This window comes from Botrimarina sp. (genome assembly GCF_040219535.1).
Classification (GTDB): Bacteria; Planctomycetota; Planctomycetia; order Pirellulales; family Lacipirellulaceae; genus Botrimarina.
The window spans coordinates 1-13,195 of record NZ_JAVJSH010000007.1; the positions used below are offsets into that span (position 1 = coordinate 1).

The 13,195-nt window shown below is 62.1% G+C and carries 10 protein-coding genes and 1 pseudogene; 2 read left to right on the top strand and 9 right to left on the bottom strand.

The features are described from left to right. Window positions 1–110 precede the first annotated feature (110 nt). The 3 genes from RIC11_RS02970 to RIC11_RS02980 form a co-directional block, all read right to left on the bottom strand. Complete coding sequence (locus RIC11_RS02970) at window positions 111–4,088, bottom strand: Eco57I restriction-modification methylase domain-containing protein (protein WP_350208345.1); 3,978 nt, start codon at window positions 4,086–4,088, stop codon at window positions 111–113. 273 nt (window positions 4,089–4,361) lie between these two features. Further along, window positions 4,362–4,676 carry a zincin-like metallopeptidase domain-containing protein gene (locus tag RIC11_RS02975; RefSeq protein ID WP_350208346.1) on the bottom strand — a complete coding sequence of 105 codons (315 nt, stop codon included), beginning with the start codon at window positions 4,674–4,676 and terminating at the stop codon, window positions 4,362–4,364. Window positions 4,677–4,999: 323 nt separating this feature from the next. Continuing rightward, a complete protein-coding gene (locus tag RIC11_RS02980; RefSeq protein WP_350208347.1) occupies window positions 5,000–5,452 on the bottom strand; it encodes a transposase in 453 nt (150 codons plus the stop codon). A gap of 2 nt (window positions 5,453–5,454) precedes the next feature. Between RIC11_RS02980 and RIC11_RS02985 the strand changes: the two genes are divergently transcribed. Further along, on the top strand, window positions 5,455–5,592 hold the full coding sequence (locus RIC11_RS02985) for a hypothetical protein (RefSeq protein ID WP_350208348.1): 138 nt from the start codon (window positions 5,455–5,457) through the stop codon (window positions 5,590–5,592). 8 nt (window positions 5,593–5,600) lie between these two features. Here RIC11_RS02985 and RIC11_RS02990 read toward each other — a convergent pair. The 6 genes and pseudogenes from RIC11_RS02990 to RIC11_RS03015 form a co-directional block, all read right to left on the bottom strand. Then, window positions 5,601–5,789 (bottom strand): annotated as a pseudogene (locus RIC11_RS02990) (transposase); the annotation flags it as partial. Window positions 5,790–5,874: 85 nt separating this feature from the next. After that, window positions 5,875–8,535 (bottom strand): DUF2867 domain-containing protein, encoded by a 2,661-nt coding sequence (locus RIC11_RS02995; RefSeq protein WP_350208349.1) that lies wholly within the window; start codon window positions 8,533–8,535, stop codon window positions 5,875–5,877. Between the two features lie 259 nt (window positions 8,536–8,794). Then, window positions 8,795–9,007 carry a hypothetical protein gene (locus RIC11_RS03000; protein ID WP_350208350.1) on the bottom strand — a complete coding sequence of 71 codons (213 nt, stop codon included), beginning with the start codon at window positions 9,005–9,007 and terminating at the stop codon, window positions 8,795–8,797. Between the two features lie 65 nt (window positions 9,008–9,072). Further along, complete coding sequence (locus RIC11_RS03005) at window positions 9,073–9,510, bottom strand: Dps family protein (RefSeq protein ID WP_350208351.1); 438 nt, start codon at window positions 9,508–9,510, stop codon at window positions 9,073–9,075. Window positions 9,511–9,665: 155 nt separating this feature from the next. Continuing rightward, entirely contained in the window at window positions 9,666–10,631 is a 966-nt protein-coding gene (locus RIC11_RS03010) for a hypothetical protein (RefSeq protein ID WP_350208352.1), read from the bottom strand. Between the two features lie 151 nt (window positions 10,632–10,782). After that, the gene (locus RIC11_RS03015) at window positions 10,783–12,099 is read right to left on the bottom strand and encodes an NAD(P)/FAD-dependent oxidoreductase (RefSeq protein ID WP_350208353.1); all 1,317 of its coding nucleotides are present in this window, start codon (window positions 12,097–12,099) and stop codon (window positions 10,783–10,785) included. A gap of 212 nt (window positions 12,100–12,311) precedes the next feature. Between RIC11_RS03015 and RIC11_RS03020 the strand changes: the two genes are divergently transcribed. After that, window positions 12,312–13,163, top strand: a complete 852-nt coding sequence (locus RIC11_RS03020; RefSeq protein ID WP_350208354.1) for a bacteriorhodopsin-like — start codon at window positions 12,312–12,314, stop codon at window positions 13,161–13,163. Window positions 13,164–13,195: the final 32 nt, after the last annotated feature.

Sequence of the window (13,195 nt, forward strand, 5' to 3'; positions counted from 1 at the left end):
TGCGTGTCCGCTACGACCGCTCGGCCACGATCCAAGACGCCTGGAACACCCTCGCGATCGCCGTCATCTGCTTCGGCGTCGCACGCGACAAGCACGCCCTCGCTTGACCCTTACAATGCGGTTTTGTCAGAGCTTCTTAGCAATGCGCGAGGTATTGGCACCGGTTCGATCTCGTACGCGTTGATGTGGTTAGTCTGGCTGACACACCTAAACCGCCACTCCCACAGAGTGCTATTAAAAATGGCAAGGAGTGCGTGTAGGTCGCACGTAACGTGCGGTATAATGTAACCTGTCGTGTCAAAGCAAAAATGCCCAGGTTCAACAATGCATGCGACAAGTCGTCGCCATGAATCCAGCGCCGCACCTTTCTGAAATACAATACGAGTGGTACGGTAGTGCTGTGATCGTCCAGTCGCACCTCGCTCCTCGAGGTACTCTTTAACCCGCAGATGACGATCAGCCCCTTGACGCGACTCCTCTCGCAATAAATAGCGATCAATGTGGGCACCACGCAACACGACCGGACCAACTTCGTCGTTTTCGAGAAGATGCGCGTTACCTGCATTGTCGCAGATTTCGCCAGCAAACACATTTGCGAGCTCGGATAATTTTGGTCCGATCGACGGTGCCATGCGGAGTTGAAGTATGCGAAGCTCGTCCTCGTTAATCAAAGGCACGCTAAGCGTATCCGGGAACAGCGCCATTACTGCCTCGGCACAGAACGTTAACTCACTCGTCGACTGGAACAACATCGATCCGGGATGCGATCGCTGCCGGCATACACCATCCTCGTTTCCGCTCTGATAGATCAGGATCGCGGTCGGTAGCTTTGCCTCCTCGAAGACTCTAGTTCGTGGATCGTCTTTCTCAGGAAATGCGTCGATCTTCAAGAACGAGCCCTGTGAAAACATATATCGACGGACCGCGTACGAGAAGCTGTCGCTAATGATTCCGAGAGGAACTATAAGACCAACGATGCCCGCGTCACGCAGGGTCGTCTGTATTGAACGGATGATGAAGAGACGAAACAGGTTCACACGACCAGATTTGTAGTCACCAAAACCCTCGGGAGAATCGTAGAATGCTTTGATGTCGGGACGGCAGCCTCCGGCTATTGAAAGCTCATCGTACGGCGGGTTGCCCACGACTGCATCAAATCCTGCAGATCCGGCAGCGATTCGATTCTTATGCCGTAGCTGCCGTTCGTCGGCGTCTTGGAAGCCGAAGAAAACCTCCGGGAACTCGATTTCCCAGTGGAAGTAACGCAGCTCAGGCTGGAGCGCGAGCGCCTCGACACGCTCCACGACCGCACGGTCGGTGAGGTTGTCCATCGACTGGACGAATTTGGAGCGGCTGGTGAGGTCGAGGTCGCTTCCCTGCGTCAACAGCTCGGGTGCCGCCGGCTCGCCGAAGTGCTTCGCAACGAGCAAATCCAACACCACCTTATAGCCCGACAGTTCGTCCCGAGCCTCCGCGTATTCGCTTGCCGACTGCTTGACCTCAGCCGCCGTCGCGTCCGCCATCTTGTTGACGAATAGCACGTGGCGGATCGCACGCAGCAGCGGCTCGTAGTCGATGCCGAAGAGCTGGCCCTGCGTCGCCCGCTCAAGGTCCTCGAACGTCGCCCCCACCAGTGAGTTGCCGCACCGCAGGTGGTGGTCGAGGAACGACAGCGGCGCGCCGATCGTGAACGCGTCGAGCCACAGGCTCACCTTCGCCAGCTCCACCGCCATCGGGTTGAGGTCCACCCCGTAGATGCACCGCTTCAGCACGTGCCGCTTCAGCAGGTTGACCTCCGTCAACTTGTCGGGGTCGACCGAGACGCCCTGCTCGCCCAGGGCCCCAAGGATGTTCCGACGCGTCTGGTTGAGCATGAACGTCACCGGATTGACCGGGAACTGGTTCAAGAACGCCAGCAGCCGATCGGTGATGAAGTCCACTGCCTCCACTAGAAAATGCCCCGACCCCATCGCTGGGTCGAGCGTGCGGAAGTCGAATAGCCGCTCGACGAGGTCCTTGTGGGCCGCGTAGGTCTTCTCGGCGGCGAACTCGCGCGGGTCCCACTCGTCGCCCGAGGGCTTCTTTACCGGGTAGGCGGTCGCCTTCTGCACCTCGTTGTCGTAGGTCTTGCGCACCTTGCGGAGGTCGCCGCGCAGGGCTTCGAGCTTCTCGTCGAGCGCCGGGCCGACGGTGTGCTCGACGATGTACTCGACGATCGGGTCGGGCGTATAGTAGGAGCCGCTCGCCTTGCGTTCGGCCTTGTCGTTCGAGAGATAGACCTCCCCTTTGGGGACGACGATGATCGGGTCACGCCCCCGCCGCCTCGGCGCGTCCTTCAGCGGGATGTACTTCTCTTTCTTTTTCTCGGTCTTCGTGGTGAGGTCTTCCGCGGCAACCTTGAGCTTAAACTCGAGCAGCCCTTCGTAGATCGATCCCAGGTGGCGGACCTCAAGCGACTTGTAATCGATCGCCACCAGCGAGTGGGTCTTGTCGTCCGGGTCGCGGGCGAGGCGATCAACCGCCACGGCGAGGAACTGATCTGGGACCTTGTTGTCGTTCAGGAAGCGGGCGATGCGTTGATCGCGGCTGCGGTCATCGGCGCCGGCTGGGTCGGTGATGAAGAGGCCGCCGTTGTAGGTCGGGACGTTGAGCGACGCGTCCCCCTTGTCCATCGCCTTGCAAAGGAGGATGAGGCGGTCGTAGAGCCCGTGCTCCTTGACACTGTAAGCCTTCCGCAGCCGCTCGGCCGACTCGCTCTCGGCGATTCCCGCTTTGTCGGCGATTTCGTCCTTGATGCGGCGGAGGCTCGCCTCGCGGTAGGGCGCCTCGCGGATTGGCAGCAAGTCGCGAGCCTCGGCGTAGAGCAGGAACAGCAGCCGGTAGAGCAGCGTGAGGGTCGCCTCGAAAGCTTCTTTCAGTTCGGCGTCGCTGGGCGTCTTGCGCTTCTTATCCTGGCTCCGCCAGTAATGCAGGAATCCCTGGGCGAGGTGCGGGAAGATGGTGACGAACACCCGGTCCTTGAGCCGCTTGCCGAGCGCCTTGGCGTAGTCTCGGCTGCCGTCAGCGATCGCATCGAGCCAGCAGCCGTCCGTCCCCGCGACCGGCGCGAACGCCTTGGAGCGGAAGAAGAGCCACCAGTAGCGGAACGCCTCGTTGGGGTCGGTGTCGCCCGACGCGACCAGGGCCTCGGCGAGATCGACTTCATAGAAGTTGGTGGCGCGGGAGTGGGCCGCACGGCTATAGAGCCGCCACTGCCGACCATTGGTGACGATGATCCAGTCGGCGAGCCCTTGCTCAAGCGCCGTTACGACGCAGGCGCCGGGGTTCTCGTCGGGCGTATTGCGGTCAAGCTCGTGGTCGGGCCCGTCGAGCCAGCGATCCCACGGATACGTGAACGCGACTGTCTTGCTGCCGTTCTCGCCCGACAGCTCGTAGTCGGGATGGATGCCGCCATCTTTCGAATCCTTCGTCGCCTTCGCCTTGAAGCCGAGACGCGTGAAAATTGGCTCGAAGAGTTGCTCTCGGATGACCTGCTCGCTCTTGCCGCCGAGACGTTTCGGGGCGTCGCTGAGCAACTCGCGGGTGGCGTGGAACATTGTGGCCGGATTCTCCGACCAGGCGGCTTCTTCACGCAGCCGCGTCATGAGGAAGTGGTCGGCGAACAGAGCCCGATTGCAGAAGTACTCCTCGGTGAATGCCGCCGCCTCGAAGACGCTTCGCAGCTTGTCATACTGCTCAAGACCGTCGCGCGTCGTCCAGGTGAACCTCCGTAGCGCGCGGAGTTCTTTGCCGCTCGGCGCCTTGCGATCAACCGCGACCATTAAGGGCACGACTTGGATGCCAGCGGACTTGGTGGGGCCGCGGACCTCGCGCCGGCGCTTGTGGAGGAGGACGAACTCTATGGTCGAGAAGTCGGACGTGAGCACGAGCAAGTGCTCGACGTTCGAACGCCCCAGCACCCGCGACAGGTCGTTGCGGCTCTTAGCGGTAAGCGAGCGGAGCCTGACGAAGACGACGCGCAGGAAGCCCTCGCCGTCTTCGCTAAGTACTTCAACCGACCGAACTGCCGCGGCAGAGTCGCCCGACAATCCAATTGCTTCGGGGGTAAGCTCAGCTCGTTTTTCGGTGTCGTATCCGAGCTCTGCAAAGTAAGCAGCAACTGCGTCGGCCGACGTTAGGTTGCTGATTCGCTGAGGAGTGACCTCGACATCCGTGTTCCGCCCCGCTGTCATCTTCCAGCCCCGACATTGGTGTCCTACCCGGGAATCAACACGCCCGGGAGAACCTCTTCCCCGGGCGAATCGGCATTCTAAGTCGCGGAAAGTCGATTAGCTAGCTAGCGACCCTTTGGGTGATTTCTCCTACTCAGCAGCTGCCGCGGGTGCGTCGAAGATCACTCCACGGATATGGTCCGCCGCCCGCTGCCCCCGCCCTGCCGCCCGGATCACCAGCCGGATGTCCCCCTTGAGCGACAGCGTCCAGCCGTCGAGGTAGGCGGCCGACTGCTCGATCGTCGGCGGGCTGATCCCCGCCGCGGCACAGAGGAATGCCGAGCCCAGCTCGGCCACCAGCTCTTCCTTGGAGTAGTCGGGCGACCCGAACGGCGCGAGCCGCTCGCCGAGGCCGCGCTTGAGCCGCTTCTCGTGGCCGGTCGAATGCACCAGCTCGTGGAACAACGTCCCGCCGCCGTGCCGAGGTGAAGCAGGCCGACGCGCCGAAGACCACTGCACCGCCGATCATGCCGTGTCAGTTCATCGGGTCCCTGCAAACTCCGACCCAGCCCCCCGGGCCTAATAAGTTACCCGCGACGGCGCGGAGATTCTCAACGGCGACTTCTGAAACGGCCCCCGGTCGTGCTAGGCTTCACCCATTGTCGCAAGTGCGATGACCTGGAGACTGCCCATGACTAAGAGACTAGCAACCGCGTGCGTCCTGGTCTTGGTGGCTGGGACGACGTCGACTGCTCGAATGGCACTTAGAAGCTGTCCCGGAATTGGTTTCATGGCCTGGCGAGTCGTCTTGCCATGAGCCGGATCATGGCGAGGTGGACGAAGGCCTCGCTAGAGAGGTTGGTCTTCTCGTAGTCGCGGGTGGTGCGTCGGCAGCGGGCGAGCCAGGCGAAGGTCCGCTCGACGATCCATCGCTTGGGGAGCACGACGAAGCCCTTCGCACCGACAGGCCGCAACACCGTCTGCAGCACCCAGCCGAACTGTTCCTGGACCCATCCCGGCAGCCCGTTGCGGCCGTACGCCGAGTCGGCGAAGACGACCTGCAGGCGCCGGAACCGCTCCTTCATCCGCGACAGCACGAAGCACGCCCCATCGTGGTCCTGCAGGCTGGCCGAATGAACCACGACCATCATCACCAACCCGAGCGTATCCACCGCGACGTGCCGCTTGCGGCCGGTGATCTTCTTCGTGCGCGTCGTAGCCGCGTTGTTCTCCCCCCTCACCGGTGCAGACCGACTGGCTATCGACGATCGCCACGCTCGGCGTGGGCTTCTTGCCCGCCGCCTTCCGAGCTTTCTCACGCAGGGCTTCGTGGACGCGTTCGATCACGCCGTCTCGCCTCCACGCCCAGAACGTGTTGTAGACGGTCTTCCAGTGGGGGAAGTCGTGCGGCAGCTGCCGCCATTGGCAGCCGGTGACCGCGACGTAGAGGATCGCGTCGACAACCCAACGCCGGTCGGTCGGCTTGCGGCCCCGCTTCTTCGGCTTCGGGAGCTGCTCCTCGACCAGCCGCCATTGCCGATCCGACAGGTCACTGCCATAACTCGATTCCTTGAGCATGCTGCGGTTCCTCCTTGTGTGGACGCCAATCCAAAGGGGGAACCGTAGCGGCTCTTGTCATCTGGCGCTATTCCGGGACAGCTTCTTAGTCGGTGGGCAGGAAGACCCAAAGGGCGGGCCGCCCACAGTTGCAGTGGACCGCCCTACCGAGCAATCCGATGCCGCTCGCGCTCAAGAAGACGGTCGTTCTGGCGACATCCCACGCGCCCGCCACGCCTTTGCGTCGCGGACCGCGCGTGCGGTTTTGCACGCTGGGGACGGGGTGGAAGATCGTCTCGACGAAGCCCGGTCGCTCCGGCTCATCATCTTGTAGGGTGTCGAGTTTTCGAGTTGTTTGAGCGACCAATTCCGGCGAGTAGCCATCGTCCAAGAGGCGTTGGTCGATCTCGGCGACGGCCCGGCGACTCAGGGTTGGCAGCACCAAGAGGCCCAGGAAAGACCAGAGCGTAAACCAGAAGCTAAGCGCGACGGTGCCCCCGGTCGTGCCAAGGCGTTCCGAACCGACCAGCCACGCCGAGATCGCAACCCCAACCAGGGTGAAGCCGATGGCGACGAATCGTCCTCGGCCCCAGGCTCCACTACCAATCGCAACTGTTCGGCGCTTCAACGCTAACTGAAAGCCGTCTCGTCCGAGAACTCGTCGCCAGTCCAACGGCAGGAGGTGGGCGGCCGGTCGCAAGACGCCGAGTACGCTACCAGTGAAGCCTTCATCGCTGGCCTGAGCCAACAGCACTCGGATCGAGTCTTCTCGTTCCAAATCCTTCGGTTCGCTTGGAGTGATTGTCAGCGGAGCGTAGAGCGACGCCAGGCGAGTACGAGCAACTAGCAGTAAGCCAATCGCAAGCGTGGCGCCCGCGACAGTGCCGGCCATTCCGGCGGCAGCACCGGCGAGCGTCAAAAACACCGCGCACGTGATGAGCGTAACTGCGTGCATGAGGACGCCTCTTGCGAGGTCTCGCAAGAACACTGGGAATTTCAGGTGTGCTCGCCCGTGGCGGCGCGGCAGAACATACCCACCTAAGAAATCGAAAGGAAGTTGGATGGCGACGTACGCCAGGACGAAGAGTAAGAGCCCGGCGAACGTGCCAAGCAAGGTGCCTCCGGCAAATCGATTGACGAGGTCTGGGACACCACACGCAAGGGCGATAGAAGAAGCGACAACGATCGAGCCAACAGCGGAGATGCCAAGCCACAGTCGTGCTCGCCCGTATCCGGATTGACCGGTCGGCGAAGACTCCGCTGTCTCGTTTGTTTGCTCGCCGCCGCGGCGGATCGCCTCGGCCGTGTCACGGATCCCTTTGAGCATGCCGCCAAAGACGATGTTGTGAAGCGGCGCGACCGCGTACCAGTAAGCGATCCCGACCAGACCTCTCGGCCGGTACCTGGCCCGCATGGTTAGCCCCACCCCGTCACTCCCGTTTCGAGGACGGATGTTGAAGTCGAGCATCGCCTCACCCGGCAGCTTCATCTCTGCGCGCAAGGCCAACGAGCGGCCGCGCTCGAGACCTACAACCCGCCAAAAGTCCAACGTCTCTCCATACTCGATGCTCTCGGGGTGTCGTCGTCCTCGACGGAGTCCCGGCCCGCCGACCGCTTGGTCCATCCATCCGCGGATCCGCCAGAGGAGGTCGCCCGCGTACCAGCCGTGTCCTCCGCCAACTCGGCAGACCGCTGCGAACACCGAATCGGCGTCGGCCTCGACGTCGATCGACCGTTCATCGACGAACACCTTACCCCCAGCCCAGTCGGCGTCGCCCTGAATCGGTCCAGCGACCGACCATCGCGTCTCCACACGCCCGGCTCGGGTCGCCGATATGGCATGTTGAATCGCTTCTCGCACGCTCAAGGCATCGCGCGGCATGACTTCCTGAACCGAGTGATCCGTGACGACGACCCGACTGCTGAGGCCGTTGGCGAGCGGACGGGCAATCTCATACGGGACCGGCGTCACGAGGCTGATCCACGCCGAGCTCAGTCGCGGTGTGAGCACCGGGATAGGAAGAATCAGCCGACGGCGTAGACCAAGCTCGGCGGCCGCTACCTGCATCAGGTCTTTGTACGACAAGACGTCGGGGCCACCGACCTCAAGCACCTGGCCTTCCGATTCTGGCGTCGCTAGGCACTCAGCAAGCCAGTACAAAACGTCTTGGACGGCAACCGGCTGCGACTCTGTCTCCACCCAACGAGGCGTGACCATCACTGGGAGGCGGTTCACGAGGTATTGGAGGATCTCGAACGACGCCGAGCCCGACCCGATGATCATGGCCGCTCGCAGCACCGTCACGGGTACACCGGTGGAGGCCAGGATCGACTCCGTCTCGCGCCTTGACCGCAGGTGTTCGCTGAGCGAATCGTCGAGCTCCCCGAGGCCGCCCAGGTAGATGATCCGCTTAACGCCTGCCTCGGCGGCTGCCTCCGCGAAGTTGCGGGCGAGTTTGCGATCGCGGTCTGCGTAACCCGCGCCAGCCGCGATCATTGAGTGCACGAGGTAGAAAGTCGCGGAGCAACCACGCAGATGCTCGGCGAGTGCGATCGGATCAGATAAATCATCGCGGACCACTTCGACAGCCGCTTGCTGACGCCACGGCCTCTCATCCAGTTTCCGCGGGGTACGAGCAATACAACGGAGCCCGTATCCCCGCTCAAGCAAGAGAGGCGCGAGACGCCCACCGACGTAGCCCGATGCACCTGTCAACGCGATGCGATCGGGATGTGCGGAGCTACGATCCGTGCTATCCGAAGTCATACGTCGCTGAACTCAGGGCCGAACCATCGGAAAAGTGGGTGCGGCGTAGGCAAGACTGGCAGCGCCAGTATCCCTACCGACAGCGTTAGCCCTAGTCCCACGCGATCGACGAGCTTGAGTGCAGCGGAGGCGCCAATCGATCGGCCCCGCAGACGCCAAGCAGATAGTACGCTAGGCAAGGCGATCTGAATGTGATGCCCCTCGCATGCGATTTCGACCGGGCAGCCATCGACCGATCCCGATAGGCCCCCGGTCACGATCAGTTTGGGGCTGAGCCAAGGTCCTGCGTGCGGATTTTGACAGTGCCGGAGAGCACCCACTCAGCATGCTCGGCCTTATCGCCGGTGCCGGAGGGAATCTTCACGTGCATGTCGTCGAACTCGTACGCGATCTCGGCGTTTCGCCCCGTAAGTCGATCGTAGAGGCCGATAGCAAGATCGGGCCAATTCTTCGTGTGCTCGTCAGCAGCCATGCGTTTCCGGGGGGTTGATCTTCTCGGGAAGTGGCTAAGCGGTCGCGTGGTTAGAGCTGCTGTGGCTAGGCTAAATAGCTCTTCAGCATCCAAACGGTTCTTTCGTGCACCTGGATTCTAGCGATCATCATGTCTTCCGTCTCGCTGTCGCTGGCATCGGCGGCGACGTCACGAGCCTTCTTGAGATCGGTGAGAGTCTTCTCGTTGGCGGCGATCAAGTGAGTCACCATCTCCTTGGCGTTGGTGTCTTCGGCCAGTTCCCCAATGCCCGCCATTCCGGCGAGTTGGCTCAATCCGCCGGGCGCCAATGCCCCTCGCGCGCGGATTCGCTCGGCGATCTCGTCAACCGCAAGGAAGAGCTCGCTGTACTGCTCTTCGAACGCCGTATGAAGCGAGAAGAAACCCGGGCCGCGCACGTTCCAGTGGCAAAGGTGCGTCTGCCCAATCAAGGCGTATGTGTCCGCCACAACGAGGCGGAGTGATTCAGTGACCTTGTCGTCCATTGCGTTTGATCCTTACTACTTTGGCCGCTTGATTCGCTGCCGCTTCGCTTCATTCCTCAGGTACCTCAGTTTAGGGCGTTAGCAAGGAGGTGGCCAGCGGCGCTGTCGGGTTGGCTGCCGTTGACGCATTCCGTTGAAGGCGATGAGCGTCCACACTATTGCGGTTCGCCGAGCGCGGGCGGTTTTTCTGATTCGCCACCTGCAAGGTTTTCCTTTGAGCCAGTCTCAATCCGCTTGGAGTGCAGGATAAAGACCCAGAGCACCACAACCCCGTACGCCATCGCAAGGATCCCTAGGGCGCTGTTATACGGCGGGGCGGACGTCAGTGATGCTCGAAGTAGAACAGTCGAAATGACGAAGCCTGCGTTGCGGAAGACGATTTCGTATCGGTCGTAGTACGCGATCGATATGATCAGAAGGAAGACGTCGGTGAAGATCATCACCTCGAAGAACGCCGGGAAGAAGAACAGATCCAGCTCGGCGAGCTCCCCGCCTTGGCCGAACCGAGACCAGACGCTGCCCAGCCAAGCAACCACGCTTGATACGGCGAGCCCTACCAAGACTGCGCCCAGCAGCAATGCCGTGCCTCGCTTCAGTGTGACGAAACCTGCGAGGTCCACTGGTTCCGTTTTTCTGACAGCCGAACGCCGCAAACGATCGAAAGCTGTCGCGAGAACAAACATCAGCACTGCTGTCGCCATGTCGAGCAGCACCGCCAGGCTAGCTTCGGGCTGATCGACCCAGGCGTCGAGATCGGCGAAGCCACCAAGGTCTTTGAAGACGCGGCGGACCACGATCAGCGAGACGATCTGATACTGGATTGCGATCGAGCCCGTGTGCGATTGCGGGATCGCGAGTGTGAGCAGCAGCACCTCGTAGAACAGAATGAAACTAAACGGCGTGTAAATCGCGTGAAGGAAGTTGCGATCCAGCCCGCCAAATGCAGCCTCGGCGATCGAGGGGAAGGCTCTCGATGTCGCGATGACGGCGAGGTGGGCAAAGAAGCCAACAACCGCTGTCGCAACAAACGCCTTCTCGAGTCGGTTGCGAAAATCATCCGAGTTGACACGCTGGAAAGCACTATCGAACAAGCGATCAAATCGCCAGCGTTCTCGGATCACGGTTCCCTCAACCTGGCAACGCGGCGAAGCGACCTCGCGAAAGCGGCTGGGACGAATGCCGGCTAGGCCCAAGCGACGGAGCCCCGACGGTTGCAGGCCGACCGATATGGGTTGCAGAATCTTGTGTCGAACTACATGCGATCAATCGGATCTAAGGGGCAATCATGCTGGCATGCGGTTCGCTCGCTTCAGTCGAACCTGCGGGAAACAGCATCGCGTCTCCGCTCGTCAGCCGAGCCGAGCGGTTCTTCGTGAAGTAGTTCCAGCCCCACTGCATTGCCACTAGCGCACGGTTTTGGTGGCCAACGAGCTGCAGAAGGTGGACGAACAGCCAAGCGAACCAAGCCGGGTAGCCGGTGAGCTTGGCCGGGCCGATATCGGCGACGGCGGCGCCGCGACCGATGACGGACATCGCACCATAGTTGCGGTACTGAAACGGCTTGCGTTGCTTTCCGCGGAGGCTACGCAACACGTTGTACGCGGCGTGCTTGCCCTGCTGGATCGCCACTGGCGCGACACCCGGCAGTGCGGCCCCGTCTCGGCCGGCGAAACGAACCATGTCGCCGATGGCGAAGACGTTGTCGTAGCCGGTTAGGGTCAGGTCCGCATTGATCGCGACCCGCTGGTCCCGCTCTGGGGCGATGCCCGCCGCCTTAGCCAACTCGCCGGCAAGGGGCGAGCCAGCGATCCCGGCAGCCCAAACGATGCTCGCCGTTGCGATCTTCTCCGAACGACCGTTACTCGTGAGGGTAGCCTCGCCGTTCTGCAGTTCCGAGACCATCGAGCCGAGTCGCAGCTCGACGCCCATCTCGGCCAGTCGCTCTGCGGCCGCCGCGGACAGGGACTCGGGGTAGCTCGTCAACAAGCGATCGGCCGCCTCGACCAGCAAGATGCGGCTCTTCGACGGGTCGGTGCGGCGGAACTCACCGACCAGCGTGTGCCGCGTGAGTTCGGCGATCGCCCCGGCGGTCTCGACGCCGGTGGGGCCGCCTCCCACCACAACAAAGGTCGGCGGGTCGGAAAGCCCCTGCAGCTCGGCCACTTCGAGGGCGCCCAGCACCCGGCGTCGGATCTCGCGTGCGTCGGTCAGCGTCTTCAGGCCGGGCGCGATGGCGGCCCACTCTGGCTTGCCAAAGTAAGAAGAGACGCCACCCGCCGCGAAGATCGCGTAGTCGTAAGCGTAGTGCTCGCTATTCGACCACGCGAGCGAAGACGTCGGATCGACGCCGGTGATCTCGTCCTGCAGGACGGTGACGTTCTTCTGACTACGCAGGAGGTTGCGGAGTGGCGCCGCGATGTTCGCCGGCGAAAGGCCGCCCGTGGCGACTTGGTACAGCAGCGGCTGGAACAAGTGGTGGTTTGTCCGATCCACCAGCGTGACTGAGACATCGGCGTTGCGGAGCCGCTTCGCCGCAGCAAACCCGCCGAATCCGCCGCCAACGATCAGCACGTGAGGACGTCGCGACATAGGGCTTCCTGGCAGAATACGCAAGTAAGGGTCCGCTTTGAGTGCAGACCGGTGGCAGACAATAAACCGTCGATCAACCGCTTCGATCACGACCAAAGTCAGAAAAACGACCCGTTGCCAGCGGTATAGCGGGTGCCTAAAGACTCAACAGAACCTTCTCGAGCCGCACAGGGTTCGCGGCACTTCCCGTTCTCTCCCGACGAGGGTCAACGATGTTAGAGAGCTTGTTGGTCTTGGGCTCGACGATGCCCGACCTATCCGTATTCCAGTACAGCGCCGTCGACAACATCTTCTCGATGACCGTCGCGACGATGGGGGCCGCGGCGATCTTCTTGTTCTTGTCACGGTCGCAAGTCGATCCGGAGTACCGTCCGGCATTGGCGATCTCGGGGCTCGTGGTAACGATCGCTTGTTACCACTACTTTATGATCCGCCACAGCTGGAATGACGCTTACATGCTCAGCGATGGCGGCTACGTCGGCACCGGCGCCGCATTCAACGACTTTTACCGCTACGCCGACTGGATTCTCACGGTGCCGCTGTTGATGGTCGAGCTGGTGGCGGTGCTACGCCTGCAAGCCGCGAAGGCGACGAGCCTGTTGACGCGATTGGTCATTGCCGCTGCCTTGATGATCGCCTTGGGTTACCCGGGTGAAGTGATTTCCGACCCGGAGGGCTGGGGGACCCGCGTTGCTTGGGGCGTCGCGTCCTCGGTGCCGTTCTTCTATATCCTCTACGTGCTGTGGGTTGAGCTAACGAAGTCGTTGGAAACCCAACCGCCCGCGGCCCGGACGCTGATCGAGGTCTGCCGCCTCGTGCTGCTGATCACTTGGGCCGTTTACCCGATCGCCTACGCCCTGGGTGGCACCCCCGAGGCCTTGGCCGCTAAGGCCGGCGGCGAGGTCGGAGCCGGCGGAGTCGTCGGTTTGCAGATCGGCTATGCGATCGCCGACATGGCCGCGAAGGCCGGCTTCGGCGTGCTGATCTACTTCATCGCTCGGGCTAAGAGCGGCAAGTCCGTCGTCCCCGGAGCTACGGGCGAACCCGTTATGGCCCCTGCCTGATCGGACGATCAGTCTAGCCTCTCGTTGGGAGA